The 21,449-nt window shown below is 60.7% G+C and carries 19 protein-coding genes and 3 tRNA genes; all 22 read right to left on the bottom strand.

The window, feature by feature from the left end; translation table 11 throughout:
* Window positions 1-4: 4 nt before the first annotated feature.
* Window positions 5-283: a 30S ribosomal protein S19 gene (gene rpsS / locus ACYQ1P_RS01095; RefSeq protein WP_460018539.1), complete on the bottom strand. Its 279-nt coding sequence runs from the start codon at window positions 281-283 to the stop codon at window positions 5-7.
* A 12-nt stretch (window positions 284-295) separates the two neighbouring features.
* Window positions 296-1,126 carry a 50S ribosomal protein L2 gene (gene rplB / locus ACYQ1P_RS01100; RefSeq protein ID WP_460018540.1) on the bottom strand — a complete coding sequence of 277 codons (831 nt, stop codon included), beginning with the start codon at window positions 1,124-1,126 and terminating at the stop codon, window positions 296-298.
* A gap of 4 nt (window positions 1,127-1,130) precedes the next feature.
* Window positions 1,131-1,454 carry a 50S ribosomal protein L23 gene (locus tag ACYQ1P_RS01105; RefSeq protein ID WP_460018541.1) on the bottom strand — a complete coding sequence of 108 codons (324 nt, stop codon included), beginning with the start codon at window positions 1,452-1,454 and terminating at the stop codon, window positions 1,131-1,133.
* Window positions 1,451-2,071: a 50S ribosomal protein L4 gene (rplD, locus tag ACYQ1P_RS01110; protein ID WP_460018542.1), complete on the bottom strand. Its 621-nt coding sequence runs from the start codon at window positions 2,069-2,071 to the stop codon at window positions 1,451-1,453. Before rplD ends, ACYQ1P_RS01105 begins: the two co-directional genes overlap by 4 nt.
* Before the next feature lie 5 nt (window positions 2,072-2,076).
* Window positions 2,077-2,814, bottom strand: a complete 738-nt coding sequence (rplC, locus tag ACYQ1P_RS01115; RefSeq protein ID WP_460018543.1) for a 50S ribosomal protein L3 — start codon at window positions 2,812-2,814, stop codon at window positions 2,077-2,079.
* Window positions 2,815-2,827: 13 nt separating this feature from the next.
* The gene (rpsJ, locus tag ACYQ1P_RS01120) at window positions 2,828-3,136 is read right to left on the bottom strand and encodes a 30S ribosomal protein S10 (RefSeq protein ID WP_460018544.1); all 309 of its coding nucleotides are present in this window, start codon (window positions 3,134-3,136) and stop codon (window positions 2,828-2,830) included.
* Between the two features lie 58 nt (window positions 3,137-3,194).
* The gene (gene tuf / locus ACYQ1P_RS01125) at window positions 3,195-4,385 is read right to left on the bottom strand and encodes an elongation factor Tu (protein WP_460018545.1); all 1,191 of its coding nucleotides are present in this window, start codon (window positions 4,383-4,385) and stop codon (window positions 3,195-3,197) included.
* Between the two features lie 17 nt (window positions 4,386-4,402).
* A complete protein-coding gene (gene fusA, locus ACYQ1P_RS01130; protein ID WP_460018546.1) occupies window positions 4,403-6,481 on the bottom strand; it encodes an elongation factor G in 2,079 nt (692 codons plus the stop codon).
* Between the two features lie 36 nt (window positions 6,482-6,517).
* Complete coding sequence (rpsG, locus tag ACYQ1P_RS01135; protein WP_460018547.1) at window positions 6,518-6,988, bottom strand: 30S ribosomal protein S7; 471 nt, start codon at window positions 6,986-6,988, stop codon at window positions 6,518-6,520.
* A gap of 11 nt (window positions 6,989-6,999) precedes the next feature.
* Complete coding sequence (gene rpsL / locus ACYQ1P_RS01140) at window positions 7,000-7,371, bottom strand: 30S ribosomal protein S12 (RefSeq protein ID WP_046021917.1); 372 nt, start codon at window positions 7,369-7,371, stop codon at window positions 7,000-7,002.
* Between the two features lie 324 nt (window positions 7,372-7,695).
* On the bottom strand, window positions 7,696-11,904 hold the full coding sequence (rpoC, locus tag ACYQ1P_RS01145; protein ID WP_460018548.1) for a DNA-directed RNA polymerase subunit beta': 4,209 nt from the start codon (window positions 11,902-11,904) through the stop codon (window positions 7,696-7,698).
* Between the two features lie 27 nt (window positions 11,905-11,931).
* On the bottom strand, window positions 11,932-16,086 hold the full coding sequence (gene rpoB, locus ACYQ1P_RS01150; RefSeq protein ID WP_460018549.1) for a DNA-directed RNA polymerase subunit beta: 4,155 nt from the start codon (window positions 16,084-16,086) through the stop codon (window positions 11,932-11,934).
* A 284-nt stretch (window positions 16,087-16,370) separates the two neighbouring features.
* Window positions 16,371-16,751, bottom strand: a complete 381-nt coding sequence (gene rplL, locus ACYQ1P_RS01155; RefSeq protein WP_460018550.1) for a 50S ribosomal protein L7/L12 — start codon at window positions 16,749-16,751, stop codon at window positions 16,371-16,373.
* 47 nt (window positions 16,752-16,798) lie between these two features.
* The gene (gene rplJ, locus ACYQ1P_RS01160) at window positions 16,799-17,317 is read right to left on the bottom strand and encodes a 50S ribosomal protein L10 (protein ID WP_460020112.1); all 519 of its coding nucleotides are present in this window, start codon (window positions 17,315-17,317) and stop codon (window positions 16,799-16,801) included.
* Between the two features lie 303 nt (window positions 17,318-17,620).
* Window positions 17,621-18,316, bottom strand: a complete 696-nt coding sequence (rplA, locus tag ACYQ1P_RS01165; protein WP_460018551.1) for a 50S ribosomal protein L1 — start codon at window positions 18,314-18,316, stop codon at window positions 17,621-17,623.
* Between the two features lie 4 nt (window positions 18,317-18,320).
* Window positions 18,321-18,749, bottom strand: a complete 429-nt coding sequence (gene rplK, locus ACYQ1P_RS01170; protein WP_460018552.1) for a 50S ribosomal protein L11 — start codon at window positions 18,747-18,749, stop codon at window positions 18,321-18,323.
* Window positions 18,750-18,856: 107 nt separating this feature from the next.
* A complete protein-coding gene (nusG, locus tag ACYQ1P_RS01175; RefSeq protein WP_460018553.1) occupies window positions 18,857-19,390 on the bottom strand; it encodes a transcription termination/antitermination protein NusG in 534 nt (177 codons plus the stop codon).
* 4 nt (window positions 19,391-19,394) lie between these two features.
* Complete coding sequence (gene secE / locus ACYQ1P_RS01180) at window positions 19,395-19,592, bottom strand: preprotein translocase subunit SecE (protein ID WP_460018554.1); 198 nt, start codon at window positions 19,590-19,592, stop codon at window positions 19,395-19,397.
* Between the two features lie 72 nt (window positions 19,593-19,664).
* A tRNA-Trp gene (locus ACYQ1P_RS01185) sits at window positions 19,665-19,740 on the bottom strand.
* A gap of 108 nt (window positions 19,741-19,848) precedes the next feature.
* Window positions 19,849-21,039 carry an elongation factor Tu gene (gene tuf, locus ACYQ1P_RS01190; protein WP_460018555.1) on the bottom strand — a complete coding sequence of 397 codons (1,191 nt, stop codon included), beginning with the start codon at window positions 21,037-21,039 and terminating at the stop codon, window positions 19,849-19,851.
* Between the two features lie 81 nt (window positions 21,040-21,120).
* Window positions 21,121-21,194 (bottom strand) — tRNA-Gly (locus ACYQ1P_RS01195).
* Between the two features lie 40 nt (window positions 21,195-21,234).
* Window positions 21,235-21,320 (bottom strand) — tRNA-Tyr (locus tag ACYQ1P_RS01200).
* Between the last annotated feature and the right edge of the window lie 129 nt (window positions 21,321-21,449).

Raw genomic sequence — 21,449 nt, forward strand, 5'->3', positions numbered from 1 at the left:
TGCCTTACTTCCTCTTCGCCTTCTTGTCGACGCCATGGCCGAAGTAGGTGCGGGTCGGCGAAAACTCGCCGAATTTGTGACCGATCATGTTTTCGGTCACCAGCACCGGCACGAACTTCTTGCCGTTATAAACGCCGAAGGTCAAACCGACGAACTGCGGCAGAATTGTCGAACGACGCGACCAGGTCTTGATGACCTCATTACGACCGGACTCACGCGACTTTTCCGCCTTCGTAAGAAGGTAGCTGTCGACGAACGGTCCTTTCCAAACGGAGCGAGCCACAACCGGCCTCCTTTACTTCTTCTGATGGCGGCTGCGCATGATCAGCCGATCCGATTGTTTATTATTGCGGGTCCGCTTGCCCTTGGTGGGTTTGCCCCACGGAGTCACCGGATGCCGACCGCCCGAGGTCCGACCCTCACCACCACCATGCGGGTGGTCCACCGGGTTCATGGCCACGCCACGGACGGCGGGACGCTTGCCCAGCCACCGCTTGCGACCGGCTTTACCCAGTTTGATGTTCTGATTGTCCGGATTGGAGACCGCGCCGATGGTCGCCATGCATTCGGCCCGCACCATTCGCAGTTCACCCGACGACAAACGCAACTGCGCGTGTCCTTGATCCTTACCGACGATTTGAGCGTAAGTTCCGGCGGAACGGGCGATCTGACCGCCCTTGCCGATCTTCATTTCCACGTTGTGGACGATGGTCCCCACCGGAATATTCTGCATCGGCAACGCGTTGCCCGGCTTGATGTCGGCCTTGGCGCCGGATTCCACCGAGTCCCCTACGGCCAACCGCTGCGGGGCCAGGATATAGGCCTGCTCGCCGTCGGTATAGGTGATCAGCGCGATGAAGGCCGAGCGGTTGGGATCGTATTCGATCCGCTCCACCGTGGCCGCCATATCGACCTTGTTGCGCTTGAAATCGACCAGACGATAGCGCCGCTTGACGCCGCCACCAATCCGCCGAGCGGTAATCCGACCGGTATTGTTGCGACCGCCCGACTTGCGCAGGCCCTCAGTAAGGGATTTAACCGGCTTGCCCTTGTACAGCTCGGAGCGGTCAACAATGACCAGATTCCGCTGTCCCGGGGTTGTCGGATTGAATTTCTTCAGAGCCATCTTCTTAGACCCCCGTCGTCACGTCGATGGTTTGACCTTCGGCCAGGGTGACAAAGGCTTTCTTGACGTCATCCCGACGACCACGATGGCCGCGGAAAATCTTCACCTTGCCCTTGGACCGCAGGGTATTCACGGCCAACACCTTGACGTTGAACAGTTTTTCAACTGCCACTTTGATTTCCTTCTTGTTGGCATCCATCGGGACCCGGAAGGCCACCTGATTATGCTCGGAAATCAACGTGGATTTTTCAGTAATCAGCGGCGCGCGCAGCAGCTCGTAGATGCGCTCCTCGCTGGGCTGGATTTTGAGGAATGAATATTTGCTCATTTCAGCCGCTCCACCAACTGGGCCACGGCGTCCTTCGTCAGCACGAGGGTATCGCAGCGCAGGATATCGTAAACATTGGCACCCTGGCTCGGCAGGACGTCCAGGGTCGGAATGTTCCCGGCGGCGCGGGCGAAGTTGCCGTTGACCTCGGTTCCGTCCACCACCAGCGCCCGGTCCCAGCCCAATCCCGCCAAACGGGTTGCCAGATCCTTGGTCTTGGGGGTTTCCAAAGCCGTGCTGTCGAGCACCACCAGTTTGCCGTCCGCCTGCTTGCTGCTCAACGCGGTGCGCAGGGCCAGCTTGCGGACTTTCTTCGGCAGGTCATGGGCATGGCTGCGCACCACCGGACCGAATACCGTGCCACCGCCGCGCATCTGCGGGGCCTTTTTCGAACCCTGACGGGCGCGACCGGTTCCCTTCTGGCGGAACGGCTTGGCGGTCGTACCAGCGATTTCATTGCGCTGCTTGACCTTATGATTGCCGGACCGACGCTTGGCCAATTGGTAATTGACCATGCGGGCCAGGATATCGCGACGGACTTCGAGACCGAAAACCGCATCATCGAGTTCAATGTCGCCGATATTCTTGTTGTCGAGGCTGATCACGTCGATTTTCATCGTTGTTATTCCTTTTCCTCGGTCGCCACGGCCTCAACGGCGGGAGCCTCGGCGGGGGCCTCGACCGGCGCGGACTTCAGACCGGCCGGCAGTGGCAATCCCTCGGGCAGATCGACCTTCACGGCATCCTTGACCAGCACCCAGCCGTTTTTCGGCCCGGGCACCGCACCGCTGACCAGCAGCAGACCGTTTTCGCCATCGGCGGCGACCACATTGAGGTTCTGCGTGGTCACCCGTCGTGCTCCCAAGTGTCCGGCCATTTTCTTGCCCTTGAACACGCGGCCCGGGTCCTGACACTGACCGATGGAGCCATGGGAACGGTGGCTGACGGACACCCCGTGCGAGGCACGCAAACCGCCGAAATTGTGACGCTTCATGGCCCCGGCAAAACCCTTACCGATGGAGGTTCCGATCACATCGACTTTCTGACCGACCACGAAATGCTCGGTGGACAGCTCGGCCCCCACCTCGATCATGTTCGCCGGATCGACTCGGAATTCGGACAGCTTCTTTTTCGGCTCCACTTTCGCCTTGGCGAAATGGCCGCGCATGGCCTTGGTGACCCGCTTGACCTTGGCCTGTCCGGCGCCCAACTGGACCGCCGTGTAGCCGTCGCGTTCCTCGGTCTTCTGGGCCACCACCTGGCAGCCCTCGACCTTGAGAACGGTGACCGGAACATGGGTCCCGTCTTCCTTGAAGACACGGGTCATGCCGACCTTCTGCGCAATAAGTCCGCTACGCATGGTTTCGACCCCCTTACAACTTGATCTCGACATCGACCCCGGAAGCGAGATCCAGTTTCATCAACGCATCCACCGTCTGCGGCGTCGGATTGACAATATCCAACAGACGTTTGTGGGTGCGAATCTCGAACTGCTCGCGGGATTTCTTGTCGATATGCGGCGAACGCAAAACCGTATAGCGCTCGATCCGGGTAGGCAGCGGAATCGGGCCACGCACCTGGGCCCCCGTCCGACGGGCGGTGTTCACAATCTCGCGTGTCGACTGATCGAGCACACGGTGATCGAACGCCTTCAGCTTGATGCGGATATTTTGATTGTCCATGGTTCGCACCAATTACGAGAGCCGTTGCCTGGAAGCAGCGGCCCGTTCGCTCCCTTTTCTATTCAATAATGCTGGCGACGACACCGGCGCCAACCGTACGACCGCCCTCACGAATGGCGAAGCGCAAGCCTTCGTCCATGGCGATCGGGTTGATCAGTTGCACCGTCATGGCGATGTTGTCGCCCGGCATCACCATCTCGGTGCCTTCCGGCAGTTCGATGGTGCCCGTCACGTCCGTCGTCCGGAAATAAAACTGCGGGCGATAGTTGGAGAAAAACGGCGTGTGACGCCCCCCTTCTTCCTTGGTCAGGATGTAGCACTCGCACTTGAACTTCGTGTGCGGCGTGATCGAGCCCGGCTTCGCCAGAACCTGACCGCGCTCCACGTCCTCGCGCTTGGTGCCGCGCAGCAAGGCCCCGATGTTGTCGCCCGCTTCGCCCTGATCCAGCAGCTTGCGGAACATCTCAACGCCCGTGCAGACCGTCTTGGTGGTCGGACGGATACCGACAATCTCGATTTCCTCGCCCACCTTCACAATGCCACGCTCAATACGACCGGTCACCACCGTGCCACGGCCGGAAATCGAGAACACGTCTTCGATCGGCATCAGGAACGGCTGATCCTTCGGACGCTCCGGCTGCGGAATATAGGCATCCACCGCCGCAGCCAGTTCCATGATCGAGTCTTTGCCAATGGCGTCGTCGCGGCCTTCCAAAGCGGCCAGCGCCGAACCCTTGACGATCGGAATGTCGTCGCCCGGGAAATCGTACGAGCTCAGAAGCTCGCGGATTTCAAGCTCCACCAGTTCCAACAGCTCTTCGTCGTCCACCTGGTCGACCTTGTTCATGTAAACCACAATCGCCGGAACACCCACCTGACGGGCCAGCAGAATGTGCTCGCGGGTCTGCGGCATCGGGCCATCGGCCGCCGAGCAAACCAGAATCGCCCCGTCCATCTGCGCCGCGCCGGTGATCATGTTCTTCACATAATCCGCGTGACCCGGGCAATCCACGTGCGCGTAATGCCGGTTCGCCGTCTCATACTCAACGTGCGCCGTCGAAATGGTGATGCCGCGCGCCTTCTCTTCCGGCGCCTTGTCGATCTCGTCAAAGGCCATGACTTTGCCGCCACTGGCTTCCGCCAATACCTTGGTGATCGCCGCCGTCAGCGTCGTCTTGCCATGATCAACGTGGCCAATCGTGCCCACGTTGCAATGCGGCTTATTCCGTTCAAACTTTTCTTTCGACATCTCTCAAATCCCTCGTGCTAACCCGCCAGCTTGGCCTTGACCTCATCGGCCACGGCCTGCGGAACTTCGGCATAATGATCAAATTGCATGGTGAATTGGGCGCGACCCTGGCTCATGGAGCGCAGCGTATTGACGTACCCGAACATATTGGCCAACGGCACCGTGGCGTTGATCACCCGGGCATTGCCCCGTTGATCCATGCCGCTCACCTGGCCGCGACGGGAGTTCAAGTCGCCGATGATATCGCCCATGTATTCCTCGGGGGTCACCGCCTCGACCTTCATCACCGGTTCCAGCAGCTTCGGACCCGCCTTCTGCATGCCTTCCTTGAAGGCCGCACGGGCAGCGATTTCAAACGCCATGACGCTGGAGTCCACATCGTGGTAGCCACCGTCATAGAGCTGCGCCTTGACCCCAACCACCGGGAACCCGGCGATGGTGCCCGACTGGGAAGCGCTGGTCAGACCCTTCTGCACACCGGGCACGTATTCTTTCGGCACGTTGCCGCCGACCACGGTGTTCTCGAATTCCAGGGTCGAACCCGTTTCGATAGGCGTAAACTTGATCTTGACCCGGGCGAACTGACCGGAACCGCCGGTCTGTTTCTTGTGGGTGTAATCAATGTCGGCCTCGCGGGAAATAGTCTCGCGATAGGCCACCTGCGGCTGACCCACATTGGCTTCGACCTTGAATTCGCGCTTCATGCGGTCAACCAGAATTTCCAGGTGCAATTCACCCATGCCGGAAATGATCGTCTGTGCGCTTTCGTGGTCGGTCTTGACCCGGAAAGAGGGGTCCTCGGCGGCCAGACGGGCCAGAGCCACGCCCATCTTTTCCTGGTCGCTCTTGGTCTTCGGCTCGACGGCGATCTCAATCACCGGATCGGGGAATTCCATGCGCTCCAGGATCACCTGATCGTTGGGATCGCACAGAGTATCACCGGTAGTGGTGTCCTTGAGACCCGCCAGGGCGACGATATCGCCGGCAAAGGCTTCCTTGATTTCTTCGCGGTGGTTGGCATGCATCAGCAACATGCGGCCAATGCGCTCGCGCTTGTCTTTCACCGTGTTGCTGACCCCGTCGCCGCTTTTCAGGGAGCCGGAATAGATCCGGATGAAGGTCAACGAGCCGACAAAGGGGTCGTTCATAATCTTGAAGGCCAGGGCCGAGAACGGCACATCGTCGGAGTTGTTGCGCTTGATTTCCTCTTCCGTTCCGGCCCGGATGCCGCGAATGGCGGGCACGTCGGTCGGGGCGGGCATGAAATCGACGAAGGCATCGAGCAGCGGCTGCACGCCCTTGTTCTTGAAGGCCGTCCCGCACAGCACCGGCACAAAAACTGACTTCAGGGTTCCCTTGCGCACGCATTTGATCAGGGTCTCGTAGCTCGGCTCTTCGCCTTCCAGATAGGCCTCCATGGCCGCGTCGTCTTGTTCGACGGCCATTTCCACCAGACGCTCGCGGTACTCGGCGGCCTGATCGGCCAAATCGGCGGGAATGTCTTCCTCGTGGAACTTGGCACCCAGGCTTTCTTCGTCCCAGATGATGGCTTTCATCTTCAGCAGATCGACCAAACCGGCGAACTCGGATTCGGAACCGATGGGGAGATGCAACACCATCGGGTTGGCTCCCAGACGGTCTTCGATCATTTCCACGCAGCGATAGAAGTCGGCGCCAATGCGGTCCATTTTGTTGACAAAACAAATGCGCGGCACGCCATATTTGTCGGCCTGCCGCCACACGGTCTCGGACTGCGGCTCGACACCGGCCACCGAGTCGAACACCGCCACCGCGCCGTCGAGCACGCGCAGGGAACGTTCCACTTCGATGGTGAAATCCACGTGGCCCGGGGTGTCGATGATGTTGATGCGATGATCCCGCCAAAACGCCGTGGTCGCCGCCGAGGTGATGGTGATGCCGCGCTCCTGCTCCTGCTCCATCCAGTCCATGGTGGCGTTGCCGTCATGAACTTCACCGATCTTATAGGCTTTGCCGGTGTAGTACAGAATCCGCTCCGTGGTCGTGGTTTTACCGGCATCAATGTGAGCCATGATGCCGATATTGCGGTACATTTTGAGTGGCGTCGTGCGGGCCATGATCGAACCTTCGTCGTGCTCTTGTTTAAGGGGTGACTACCAGCGGTAATGGGAGAACGCCTTGTTGGCGTCGGCCATCCGGTGGGTATCTTCCCGTTTCTTGACAGCGGCACCGCGGCTCTGCGCGGCATCCAACAATTCTCCGGCCAGACGATCAGTCATGGTGTTTTCCGAACGCTTGCGGGTCATGTCCACCAGCCAACGGATGGCCAGGGCCTGACGCCGCTCGCTGCGCACCTCGACGGGGACCTGATAGGTCGCCCCACCGACGCGGCGCGAGCGCACCTCGATCGACGGCTTCACGTTGTCCAGGGCCTCGTGGAACACTTTGAGCGGCTCCTGGCCGGTCTTCTTTTGGATGATATCGAGAGCCCCATAAATGATCTTCTCGGACGCGGACTTCTTGCCATCCAGCATGATGCTGTTGATGAACTTGGTGAGGACCACGTCGCCATATTTGGCGTCCGGCAGGATCTCACGTTTTACGGCGCGATGACGACGAGACATATGTGTTCCCCTTACTTCGGACGCTTGGCGCCGTATTTCGACCGGCGCTGACGACGATCGCCGATACCCTGGGTATCGAGCACGCCGCGAATGATGTGATAACGCACGCCGGGAAGATCCTTCACGCGACCGCCGCGAATCATGACCACCGAGTGCTCCTGGAGGTTATGGCCCTCGCCGGGAATGTAGCTGGTCACTTCGAAACCGTTGGTCAGCCGCACGCGCGCCACCTTGCGAAGGGCCGAGTTCGGCTTCTTCGGCGTGGTCGTATAGACGCGGGTACAAACCCCTCGCTTCTGCGGGCAGGCCTCCATGGCCGGCACCTTGTTATGAACCGGCTTGTCCTTCCGCGGCTTGCGGATCAACTGGTTAATGGTCGGCATTCGAACCTTCCTCTGCGTGTCGGCGCAATGCAGCGCCATGACATCCCCCGTACCGCACAATTAAGGCAAAGGTCCCCGCGCCGGGAGCGATCCCGGTCAAAGACCAAAAGCACGGAGGGTTAAAACCCAATATATTTCACGTTCAATCCGGCGGGTCGCGTCTGGCTCGTCAACAGAGCCACCACCAACCCCCTTGGATGAGGCGCGCATACTATGGGCGAGTCGGCTGTACGTCAAGGGAAGAATCCCCCAATCCCGGCCGTGAAATCAAACGGGGCCGGAAGTTGCCTTCCAGCCCCGGTTTCGTGGTGAATCTTGCGCCGATTATTCTTCCGACGCGCCGCCGAAAGCATCGCCGAAGGACTCTTCGGGCACCTGACCGATGGGCAGGGACAGTTCTTCGTCCTCGTCCTGCTGCCTGGCCGCCAGCTCGCGATCGCGATCCGCCGCCACCGCCCGGAAGCGATTCATGACGCTGCCCGTCCCCGCCGGCACCAGACGACCGACGATGACGTTCTCCTTCAGCCCGAGCAGGGTATCCTCCTTGCCCGAGACCGCCGCCTCGGTGAGCACCCGGGTGGTCTCCTGGAAGGAGGCCGCCGAGATGAAGGAATGAGTCTGCAACGAAGCCTTGGTGATGCCTTGCAGCACCGGTTCCGCAGCGGCCGGACGTTCGCCCGCATCGACCACCTTTTGGTTGGCCGTCGCGAACTCGATCCGGTCGACCAGTTCGCCGACCAGGAAGGTGGTGTCCCCGGGCTCCATGACCTCGACCTTCTGCAACATCTGACGGACGATCACCTCGATATGCTTATCGTTGATCTTCACGCCTTGCAGTCGATAGACGTCCTGGATCTCGTTGATGAGATACTCGGCCAGGGCCTCGACCCCCATCACCCGCAGGATATCGTGCGGCACCGGATTACCATCCATCAGGGGATCGCCCCGCCGCACGAAGTCGCCTTCCTGCACCGAGATATGCTTACCCTTGGGGATCAGGTATTCCCGCGCCTCATCTTCCTCGCCGCCATCCGGCACCACCATGATGCGGCGCTTGTTCTTGTAGTCCTTGCCGAATTCCACTCGACCATCAATTTCCGAGATAATCGCGTGATCCTTCGGCTTGCGGGCTTCGAACAGTTCCGCCACCCGCGGTAGACCGCCGGTAATGTCACGGGTCTTGGCCGATTCGCGGGGAATACGCGCCAACACGTCACCAGCATGCACCTTCTGGCCGTTTTCCACCGACAGGATGGAGTCCACGGACATGAAGTAGCGGGCTTCCAGTCCGTTATCGAGAATCAGGATATTGCCGTTCTCGTCCAACAGGTTCAGTCGCGGCTTCAGGTCCGACCCGCGCGGCTGCTGCTTCCAGTCGGTCACCACCTTGGACGACAGACCGGTCGCTTCGTCCACCACCTCGGTCATGGACAGGCCTTCGACCATATCCACGAAGCTGACCACGCCATTGCGCTCGGAGACGATGGGCAGGGTATAGGGGTCCCACTCGGCCAGTTTGTCGCCGCGGGCGACCTCCTGTCCTTCCTTGACCACCAGCTTGCTGCCGTAGGCGACCCGGTGACGGGCCTTTTCACGACCGTTTTCGTCGATCAGCAGCAGTTCCGAGTTGCGGCTCATGACCACCTGGGTCCCGGCGCTGTCTTTCACCATGGTGCAGTTTTCGAGCTTGACCTTACCGTCGTAGGAGGCCTCGATCTTCGACTGCTCGGCACCGCGCTGGGCGGCGCCGCCGATGTGGAAGGTGCGCATGGTCAACTGGGTGCCCGGCTCGCCGATGGATTGGGCCGCGATGACCCCCACCGCTTCACCCATGTTCACCGGCGTGCCGCGGGCCAGATCGCGCCCGTAGCAGGTGCCGCAGACTCCGACCTGCGACTTACAGGTCAGCACCGAGCGGATTTTCACCACTTCGATTCCGGCGTTTTCGATGGCATCGGCATCCGGCTCGTGGATCAGTTCGCCCGCCGCAACCATGACTTCCCTGGTTTCCGGGTGGATGATGTCCTCGGCTGCCGAACGGCCCAGAATGCGGTCCGCCAACGGCACCACCACGTCCCCGCCCTCGATCAGCGCGGTGGCGGTGAGGAATTGATCCGTCCCGCAATCGTGTTCGGTGATGATGCAATCCTGCGCCACGTCCACCAGACGCCGGGTGAGATACCCGGAGTTGGCGGTCTTGAGCGCCGTATCGGCCAGCCCCTTGCGCGCGCCGTGGGTGGAGTTGAAGTACTCCAACACGGTGAGCCCCTCCTTGAAGTTGGAGATAATGGGCGTTTCAATGATCGAGCCATCGGGCTTGGCCATCAGGCCGCGCATCCCGGCGAGCTGTTTCATCTGGGCCGGCGACCCACGGGCCCCGGAATGGGCCATCATATAGACCGCATTGACCGGCTCGCCCTTCTTGTCGCGCTGGATTTCCTTCATCATGGCATCGGCCATGGCGTCGGTGCAGTGCGACCAGGCGTCCACCACCTTGTTGTACTTTTCGCCCTGGGTGATCAGACCATCCAGATACTGCTGCTCGAATTCCTTGACGCTGGCCTCGGTATCGCTGACCAGTTTCTCCTTTTCGAGCGGCACCACCAGATCGTCCTTGCCGAACGAAATACCGGCGACGCAGGCGCGCTTGAAACCCAGACCCATCAGCCGGTCGGCGAAAATCACCGATTCCTTCTGACCGCAATGCCGGTACACCGCATCCATGACGTTGGAGATTTCCTTCTTGGTCAGCAGCTTGTTGACCAGTTCGAAGGGGGTCTTCGGGGTCTTCGGCAGCAGTTCCGAGACCATCAGGCGGCCCGGGGTGGTTTTCACCCGCTGCACCACCGGATTGCCGTCTTCATCGAAGGTATGATAGCGGGCGGTGATCTGCGCGTGCAGGCTGACTGCACCGGCCCCCAGAGCCTGTTCCAGTTCGCCCATATCGCAGAAGGCCATGCCCTCGCCCTTCTCGCCCTCGCGCATCAGGGTCATATAATAAAGACCCAGCACGATATCCTGCGACGGCACGATGATCGGCTTGCCGTTGGCCGGGCTGAGGATGTTGTTGGTCGACATCATCAGCACCCGCGCTTCCAACTGCGCTTCCAGCGACAGCGGCACGTGCACGGCCATCTGATCGCCGTCGAAATCGGCGTTGAAGGCGGTGCAGACCAGCGGATGAAGCTGGATCGCCTTGCCCTCGATCAGTTTCGGCTCGAAGGCCTGGATGCCGAGACGGTGCAGGGTCGGTGCCCGGTTGAGCATCACCGGATGCTCGCGGATCACCTCTTCAAGAATGTCCCAGACTTCGGGACGTTCCTTCTCGACCATGCGCTTGGCCGCCTTGATGGTGGTCGCCATGCCGTACAGTTCGAGCTTCGAATAGATGAACGGCTTGAACAACTCCAGCGCCATCTTCTTGGGCAGTCCGCACTGATGCAGCATCAGGTCGGGACCGACCACGATCACCGAACGGCCGGAATAATCGACGCGCTTGCCGAGCAGGTTCTGCCGGAAGCGGCCCTGCTTGCCCTTCAGCATGTCGGACAGCGACTTCAACGGGCGCTTGTTGGCCCCGGTGATGGCGCGGCCCCGACGACCGTTGTCGAACAGCGCATCCACCGATTCCTGCAACATGCGCTTTTCGTTGCGCACGATGATTTCCGGAGCCCGCAGTTCGATCAGCCGCTTCAAACGGTTGTTGCGGTTGATCACCCGGCGGTACAGATCGTTCAGATCGGAGGTGGCGAAACGGCCACCATCCAGCGGCACCAGCGGACGCAGTTCCGGCGGAATGACCGGCACCACATCGAGAATCATCCATTCCGGACGGGCCCCGGATTCGAGGAACGCCTCGACCAGCTTCAGGCGCTTGACCAGTTTCTTGCGCCGCGCCTCGGAGGAGGTTTCCTTGAGGTCGATGCGGACCTGATCCAGTTCCGCTTCCAGATCAATCTGCGACAGCATTTCCTTGATCGCCTCGGCCCCGATGCCGGCGGTGAAGGCATCCTCGCCGTATTCGTCGACCGCCGCCTGATATTGCTCCTCGCTCAACAGTTCGTGCTGCTTGAGCGGGGTCAGGCCGGGTTCCATGACCACATGGTTCTCGAAGTAGAGAATCCGCTCCAGATCCTTCAGGGTCATGTCCATCAGCAGGCCGATGCGCGACGGCAACGACTTCAAAAACCAGATATGGGCCACCGGCGAGGCCAGCTCGATATGGCCCATGCGCTCGCGCCGCACCTTGGTCAGGGTGACCTCGACGCCGCACTTTTCGCAGGTAATACCCTTGTATTTCATCCGCTTGTACTTGCCGCACAAGCATTCATAGTCCTTGATCGGACCGAAGATCCGGGCGCAGAACAGACCGTCCCGCTCCGGCTTGAAGGTCCGGTAGTTGATGGTTTCCGGCTTTTTGATCTCCCCGAACGACCAGGAACGGATGCGCTCCGGCGAGGCGATGGAAATCTTGATCTTGTCGAAACGCTGAGTTCCGGGAACCTGCCCGAACAGCTTCATCAATTCATTCATCTTGGTGACTCCTTGGGTGCCGTTCGATCAGGATTCGCTTTGCAGAAGCTCGACATTCAAGCCGAGCGAATGCAATTCCTTGACCAGCACGTTGAAGGACTCGGGAATACCCGCCTCGAAGGTATCGTCCCCACGGACGATGGCCTCATAGACCTTGGTTCGGCCGGATACGTCATCCGACTTGACCGTCAGCATTTCCTGCAAGGTGTAGGCGGCACCGTAAGCCTCCAGGGCCCAGACCTCCATTTCACCGAACCGCTGTCCGCCGAACTGCGCCTTGCCGCCCAACGGCTGTTGGGTGACCAGCGAGTACGGGCCGATGGACCGGGCATGGATCTTATCGTCCACCAGATGGTGCAGCTTCAGCATATAGATGTAGCCCACCGTGACCTTGCGATCAAATTGCTCGCCGGTTCGTCCATCCCACAGATCCATCTGACCGGAGGAGGGCAATCCCGCCTTTTCGAGCATTTCGACAATGTCCGGCTCGCGCGCCCCGTCGAACACCGGGGTGGCGATGGTGATGCCGTTGCGCAGGTTGTTGGACATTTCCATCAACTGCGCTTCGTTCATCGGGGCGATTTCCTGATGATAGACCTCGCGCCCATAGACATCTTCCAGCTTCTCGCGCAGTTGGGACTCATCGCCGATGCCGCGCTTGATGGCGTCGATCATGTCGCCAATCTGACGACCGATGCCGTTGCAGGCCCAGCCCAGATGGGTTTCCAGAATCTGCCCGACGTTCATGCGCGACGGCACGCCCAGCGGATTGAGCACCACGTCCACATGGGTGCCATCTTCCAGGAACGGCATGTCCTCGATCGGATTGATCTTGGAAATCACACCCTTGTTGCCATGCCGACCGGCCATCTTGTCGCCCGGTTGCAGCTTGCGCTTCACGGCGACGAAGACCTTGACCATCTTCATCACGCCCGGCGGCAGTTCGTCGCCCCGTTGCAGCTTCTCGACCTTGTTCTCGAAGCGCTTGTTGAGCACGTCGATGCTGTCGTCGGTATGATTCCGCAGGGCCTCAAGATCGGCCATGACCTGATCATCCTCGAGCACGATCTTGGCCCATTCGCGGGGTTCGACCCCGGCCAACAACTCCTCGGTCACCCGGTCGCCCGCCTTGACGCCCTTTGGCCCCCGGGACACCGTATGGCCCAGGATCAGGTTCTTGAGTCGGCCCCGGAAGCTGCGCTCCAGGATCGCCCGTTCGTCGTTGCGGTCTTTGGCCAGCCGGTCGATTTCGGCCCGCTCGATGGCCAGGGCACGTTCGTCCTTGTCCACGCCCCGGCGCGAGAACACCCGCACCTCGACGATGGTTCCGACGACCCCCGGCGGCAGCCGCAGCGAGGTATCCCGCACGTCGGAGGCTTTTTCGCCGAAAATGGCCCGCAGCAGTTTTTCTTCCGGGGTCATCGGCGATTCGCCCTTCGGCGTCACCTTGCCGACCAGGATATCGCCCGGACGCACTTCGGCACCGATATAGACAATGCCCGCCTCGTCCAGATTCTTCAGCGCTTCTTCACCCACATTGGGAATGTCGCGGGTGATTTCCTCCTGACCCAGCTTGGTATCGCGGGCCATGATTTCGAATTCCTCAATATGGATCGAGGTGAACACGTCGTCGCGGACGATGCGTTCGGAAATCAGGATGGAGTCCTCGAAGTTGTAGCCGTTCCAGGGCATGAAGGCGACCAGGACGTTGCGCCCCAGGGCCAGTTCGCCCAGTTCCGTGGACGGCCCGTCGGCGATGATCTCGCCCTGGGTCACCCGATCCCCGACCTTGACCAGCGGCCGCTGGTTGATACAGGTGTTCTGGTTGGAACGCTGGAACTTCAGCAGATTGTAGATATCGACGCCGGCCGCAGAATGCGAGGTCTCCTCGGTCGCCCGCACCACGATCCGGGTGCCGTCGATCTGATCGACCACCCCGGAGCGCCGGGCCACGATGGAGGCTCCAGAATCACTGGCCACCGCCTGTTCCATGCCGGTGCCGACCAGCGGCGCCTCGGCCTTGATCAGCGGCACCGCCTGACGCTGCATGTTCGAGCCCATTAGGGCGCGGTTGGCATCGTCGTTTTCCAGGAACGGGATGAGCGCCGCCGCCACCGACACCAGCTGACGCGGCGACACGTCCATGTAATCCACGTCTTCCGGACGCGCCATGTGGAAATCGCCGGACTGCCGCACGCTGATCAGGTCATGGGCGAAGCTGCCATCCTCGTTCAGTTCCGTATTGGCCTGGGCGATGGCGAACTTGCCTTCCTGCATGGCCGACATATAGATCACTTCGTCGGTCACCTTGTGATCCACCACCTTGCGGTAGGGAGTCTCGATGAAGCCGTACTGATTGACCCGCGCATAGGTGGCCAGCGAGTTGATCAGGCCGATGTTCGGGCCTTCCGGCGTCTCGATGGGGCAGATCCGGCCATAGTGGGTCGGATGCACGTCGCGCACCTCGAACCCGGCCCGCTCGCGGGTCAGACCGCCCGGGCCGAGGGCCGACAGGCGCCGCTTGTGGGTGATTTCCGACAGCGGGTTGGTCTGATCCATGAACTGGCTGAGCTGCGACGAACCGAAGAACTCGCGCACCGCAGCGGCCGCCGGTTTGGCATTGATCATGTCGTGCGGCATGACGGTGTCGATATCGACGGAACTCATGCGTTCCTTGATCGCCCGCTCCATGCGCAGCAGGCCGACCCGGTACTGATTCTCCATCAGTTCGCCCACCGACCGGACGCGACGGTTGCCCAGGTGGTCGATGTCGTCGATTTCGCCGCGACCGTCCTTGAGACCGACCAGCACCTTGACCACTTCGAGGATGTCGGCGCTGCGCAGGGTGCGTTGGGTATCGGCGGTCTCGAAGCCGAGTCGGGAATTCATTTTCACCCGACCGACCGGCGACAGATCATAGCGTTCCGAATCGAAGAACAAGCCGCTGAACAGATTCTCAGCAGTCTCCAGGGTCGGCGGCTCACCCGGACGCATGACCCGGTAAATGTCGATCAGCGCCTCTTCGCGGGTGGTGTTCTTGTCGATGGCCAGGGTATTGCGGATGTACGGGCCGACGGTGATATGGTCGATGGCCAGGGTCGGGATCTCGGTGATGCCCGCCTTTTCCAGCGCCTCCAGAATCTCCTCGGTCAGTTCATCCCCGGCCTCGCAGAAGATCTCACCGGTCTCCTCGTTGATCAGGTCGCTGGCGATATAGCGCCCGACCAGTTCTTCGAGGGTGATGAGCTGTTCGGTCAGGCCCGCCTCAGTCAGCTTGCGCGCCAGACGCGGGGTCATTTTCTTGCCCACTTCGGCCACCACGTCGCCGGTATTGGCGTCGATCAGGTCGAAGGCCAGCTTGGTGCCGCCCAACCGCTTGGCATCGAAGGGCGTCTTCCAACCCTTCGCGCCCTTGGTGAAGGTCACCGTGTCGTAAAAATAATTGAGGATCTGTTCCGGAGTCATGCCGCCGCTGCGCCGGGCTTCCTCGCCCAGTTCGGCACCGTTGCCCAGCTCATCGGGCAGCAAGGCCAGCAACAGGGTGGTCACCGGCAATTTCCGGCGACGATCAATGCGCACGTAGACCAGGTCCTTGGCGTCGAATTCGAAATCGAGCCAGGAGCCGCGATAGGGGATCACCCGCGCCGCGAACAGATACTTGCCCGAGGAATGGGTCTTGCCCTTGTCATGGTCGAAAAAGACGCCCGGCGAGCGGTGCATCTGGGACACGATCACGCGCTCAGTGCCATTGACCACGAAGGTACCGTTGGCAGTCATCAGCGGCATGTCGCCCATATAGACGTCCTGCTCCTTGATGTCGCGCACCGAACGGGCACCGGTTTCCTCGTCCACGTCCCAGACCACCAGCCGCAGGGTGACCTTGAGCGGCGCCGAATAGGTCATGCCGCGCTGCTGGCACTCTTCCACGTCGTACTTGGGCTCCTCGAATTCGTAGGACACGAATTCCAGGGTGCCGCGCTCGGAAAAATCATTGATCGGGAAAACCGATTTCAAGACTTCCTGCAAGCCGCTTTCGCTGCGCTCGGCGGCGGGCACTTCCCGTTGCAGGAAGCATTCGTAGGAGGTCTTCTGGACCTCGATCAGATTCGGCATGGGGGCGACCACGGGGATGCGCCCAAAGCTTTTGCGGATACGTTTCCGACCGGTGAAGGAAGTGGTCATGGAGGCTCCTCGCCTGGCAGATGATACGTCCGGGCCCCACCGCCGACCGCCGTTGTCGGAAAGCGGAACCCCGAGGGTCCAAAGAAACGGGCGGCCCTTAAATCAACGGCTTTCCGTCCCATTCCCATCCGGCCTTCCCGGCCCCGGCGCGGCCAATGCTGCCCGGATGGGTTCGAAAATTATAAAACCAATAACCGGAGGCCGGTGCGCCTTGCGGTCCACCGCCCTCCGGAATTTGTTGGCTCGACGGCATCGCCGCCGAAAAATTACAGGGTTGCCCCTGCTTATTTGACCTCGACAGTGGCACCGGCCTCTTCGAGCTTTTTCTTCAGCTCGGCGGCTTCGTCCTTGTTGACGCCTTCCTTGACCGGCTTCGGCGCCCCTTCCACCAGATCCTTGGCCTCTTTCAGGCCCAGGCCGGTGATGGCACGCACTTCCTTGATCACGTTGATCTTCTTGTCGCCGACGGCGGCCAGAACAACGGTGAACTCGGTCTGCTCTTCAGCGGCTTCGCCACCGGCGGCGGCACCCGGCATGGCGGCCATGGCCACCGGGGCAGCGGCGGCGGAAACGCCCCACTTCTCTTCCAGCATCTTGGACAGCTCGGCGGCTTCCATAACGGTCAGGCTGGACAGGTCTTCTACGATTTTAGCTAGATCGGCCATTTCAAAATCACTCCTTATGGCTTGGACTCTGTAGTCGTCTCATTCGGTCAGGCAGCTTCACCCTTTTCACCGTAAGCACCGAAAACACGCGCCAGTTGGCTGGCGGGTGCCTGCAGCACCGTGGCCACGCGGGTGGCCGGAGCGGCGATAAGGCCGACAAGCTTGCCGCGCAGCTCGTCCAGGGACGGCAGCGAGGCCAGAGCTTTGATTCCCTCGGAATCGAGCATCTGATTGCCGAGCGACCCACCAAGCACGATCAGCTTGGTGTTTTTCTTGGCAAAATCCACGGCAGTCTTCGCCGCGGCCACCGGGTCGTCCGAATAGGCCATGGCCGTCGGTCCGGTGAACAGATCCTTCAATCCCTCGTAGTCGGTACCTTCGAGGGCGAGACGGGTGAGCCGGTTTTTCGTCACTTGGAACTGGGCACCTGCTTCACGCATCTTGGCCCGAAGGTCGGTCATCTCTGTCACCGTCATGCCACTGTAGTGGGTGACGACGACCAGGGATGTGCCCTCGAACGTCTGATGCATTGAAGCGACCAGTTCCTGCTTTTCAGTGCGGTCCACGGTTCGTCTCCGTTGCACGATGTCCCGTCGGGCCGAGGCCTTCGGGGACGTTAGGACTTAAGGCACCTCCACACAAACGAGGTGCCCGGTTCATCCTGTCCAGAGCAGCAGTCCAAGCCGTCTCAAGGGGAGCCTGGGCCCGATCCTTCAACGGTTTGCTCTCTGTCTGCGTGGGTTCTTCCGGTTTAAGTCCCCGCGTCTTGCGGCGCGACGACACCCACGGTCTCGGACAGGTCGGAGCCTCCGAAGAGGCCCCTACACCGCCGGATTGCTCCGGCGGCGCATTGGTGACTCCGTCCCCGGTCAGCCGACCAGGTTGGAGATGTTCAGTTTGACGCCCGGCCCCTGGGTCGAACTCAGGGCGGCGCGCAGAAAGTAGGAACCCTTGGCCCCGCTCGGCTTGGCCTTGCTGAGGGCCTGCACCAGGGCTTGGGCATTTTCCATGATCTGCTGTTCGGTGAAGCTCGCCTTGCCGATTCCGGCATGGATGATGCCCGCCTTCTCGACCCGGAATTCGATCTGACCGCCCTTGGCCGCCTTGACGGCCTCGGTGACGTTCGGGGTCACCGTGCCCAGCTTGGGGTTCGGCATCAGGCCGCGGGGACCGAGGATCTTTCCCAGACGACCGACCACCGGCATCATGTCCGGGGTGGCGATACAGCGATCAAAGGCCACTTCGCCCTTCTGGATCATTTCCGCCAGGTCGTCGGCGCCGACCAGATCGGCCCCCGCCTTCTTGGCTTCCTCCGCCTTGGCATCCTTGGCGAACACCGCGACGCGCACGGTCTTGCCGGTGCCGTTGGGCAGGGCCACCATGCCACGGACCATTTGGTCCGCATGGCGCGGATCGACGCCCAGGCAAACAGCCAGTTCGACGGTTTCATCGAACTTCGCGGTGGCCCGCGCCTTGACCATTTTCACGGCATCGGCGAGATCGTAATGCTGGTTCCGGTCAATGCCTTCGCAGGCACTGAGCAAACGCTTTCCTTTTTTAGCCATGGTCCTACTCCGTTACCTCGATGCCCATGGAACGCGCCGTGCCCATCAACATGGCAACGGCGGCTTCCGTGTCGTTGGAGTTCAGATCGGCCTTTTTCTGATCGGCGATCTCCCGCAACTGGTCCTTGGTCACACGACCCTTGACCTCGATGCCCGGGTTGGTGGCCCCCTTCGGCAGCCCCGCCGCCTTCATGATGAAGTAGCTGGCCGGCGGCGATTTGGTAACGAACGTGAACGACTTGTCTCCGTAGACGGTGATCACCACGGGAACCGGCATGCCCTGTTCCATCTGCTGGGTCGCAGCGTTGAACTGCTTGCAGAATTCCATGATGTTCACACCCGCCTGACCGAGCGCGGGGCCGACCGGCGGCGAGGGATTCGCTTTGCCGGCGGCAATTTGCAGCTTGATATAGCCGCTGATCTTCTTTGCCATTGTCTGTCCTCAGTTCCTGTGGTCACTGGGTTCGCGGTACGGCCCTGGCTGGCCTTCCGCGGATCAACCACCCGCTCATCGGGTGGAATGGGGTTTATTCTGAAATCCTATAGTTTCTCGACCTGTCCATATTCCAGGTCCACCGGGGTCGAGCGGCCAAAGATGGAGACGGCCACCTTGAGCCGCGCCTTTTCCTCGTCCACTTCCTCGACCACGCCGTTGAACGAGGTGAAGGGGCCGTCGCTGACCCGCACCTGCTCGCCGATCTCGAAGGTGATGGAGGGCTTGGGCCGTTCGATCCCTTCCTGCACCTGATTGAGGATGCGCTGCGCTTCGGCTTCCGAAATGGGGATCGGCCGCACGCCGCCACCGCCCAGAAACCCGGTCACTTTCGGCGTTTCCTTGACCAGATGCCAGGATTCGTCGGTCATCTCCATTTTCGCCAGCACATAGCCGGGGAAGAACTTGCGCTCGGCGTTGACCTTGGCCCCGCGGCGCATTTCGACCACTTCCTCGGTCGGCACCAGTATTTCCTCGAACTGCTCCTCCATACCCTTTTGGCGGATTTGCTCCTCGATGGATTGGGCGACCTTCTTTTCGAAGCCCGAATGGACGTGAATCACATACCAGCGGTAGGCCATGGTTTCAGCCTCCCAGCCCGAAAACGAATTTGACGGAGGCGGACAGAATGCCATCCACCAGCAGGAAAAACAGGGCGGCCAGAACCACCATCAAGAACACCATGCCGGTGGTGATGCTGGTTTCCTTGCGGCTCGGCCAGGTCACTTTGGACCCTTCTTGGCGAACTTCACGCAAGAACTGCGAGGGGTTGGTCTTGGCCATATTCGGTCTTTCACGTCCTTAATTTTGGGGCTTCCCCCAGGCTTTCCGGCGACAGGCCGAAAACCATGAAATTGGCAGGGGCAGAAGGGCTCGAACCCTCGACCTGCGGTTTTGGAGACCGCCGCTCTACCAACTGAGCTATACCCCTACAAGAGTTTCGCCCCGGATCGCGAGCGGTCCGGGGGGAACAGGCGGTCGGGCTCCCTTATCGAGTCCGTCCGCCTTATATAACCGCGAATGCGGGGATCGCCAACCTCTATTCAATAATGCTGGCGACGACACCGGCGCCAACCGTACGACCGCCCTCACGAATGGCGAAGCGCAAGCCTTCGTCCATGGCGATCGGGTTGATCAGTTGCACCGTCATGGCGATGTTGTCGCCCGGCATCACCATCTCGGTGCCTTCCGGCAGTTCGATGGTGCCCGTCACGTCCGTCGTCCGGAAATAAAACTGCGGGCGATAGTTGGAGAAAAACGGCGTGTGACGCCCCCCTTCTTCCTTGGTCAGGATGTAGCACTCGCACTTGAACTTCGTGTGCGGCGTGATCGAGCCCGGCTTCGCCAGAACCTGACCGCGCTCCACGTCCTCGCGCTTGGTGCCGCGCAGCAAGGCCCCGATGTTGTCGCCCGCTTCGCCCTGATCCAGCAGCTTGCGGAACATCTCAACGCCCGTGCAGACCGTCTTGGTGGTCGGACGGATACCGACAATCTCGATTTCCTCGCCCACCTTCACAATGCCACGCTCAATACGACCGGTCACCACCGTGCCCCGACCGGAAATCGAGAACACGTCTTCGATCGGCATCAGGAACGGCTGATCCTTCGGACGCTCAGGCTGCGGAATGTACTCATCAATGGCTTTCGCAAGCTCCATGATCGAGTCTTTGCCAATGGCGTCGTCGCGGCCTTCCAAAGCGGCCAGCGCCGAACCCTTGACGATCGGAATGTCGTCGCCCGGGAAATCGTACGAGCTCAGAAGCTCGCGGATTTCAAGCTCCACCAGCTCCAACAGCTCTTCGTCGTCCACCTGGTCGACCTTGTTCATGTAAACAACAATCGCCGGAACACCCACCTGACGGGCCAGCAGAATGTGCTCGCGGGTCTGCGGCATCGGGCCATCGGCCGCCGAGCAAACCAGAATCGCCCCGTCCATCTGCGCCGCGCCGGTGATCATGTTCTTCACATAATCCGCGTGACCCGGGCAATCCACGTGCGCGTAATGCCGGTTCGCCGTCTCATACTCAACGTGCGCCGTCGAAATGGTGATGCCGCGCGCCTTCTCTTCCGGCGCCTTGTCGATCTCGTCAAAGGCCATGACCTTGCCGCCGCTGGCTTCCGCCAATACCTTGGTGATCGCCGCCGTCAGCGTCGTCTTGCCATGATCAACGTGGCCAATCGTGCCCACGTTGCAATGCGGCTTATTCCGTTCAAACTTTTCTTTCGACATTTTCGCGCCTCTCGTTCCCTGGCCTTAAAAAAACGCCTTAAACTCTAAACTCTCTATCACCTGTCGCCCCGGCAGGGCGGTTGGAGCGGGTGATGGGGATCGAACCCACGTAGCCAGCTTGGAAGGCTGGAGCTCTACCATTGAGCTACACCCGCAGACCCAATCTGCCGCCTGCTCGCGCCGGATACGAAACGGTGGTGGAGGGGGTTGGTTTCGAACCAACGTAGGCGTACGCCAACGGGTTTACAGCCCGTCCCCTTTAGCCACTCGGGCACCCCTCCGGTACCGTTCCGAAACGCACGGTTTCCCGCACCCGGACAAACGGAAGCCCGGTCTATGGGATTTGAGGGGGGCTTGTCAACTGCAAAGGCCAAGAATTGCACAATTTTTCGCGATATAAACTGGTGCTA

Source organism: Magnetospira thiophila, assembly GCF_054657015.1.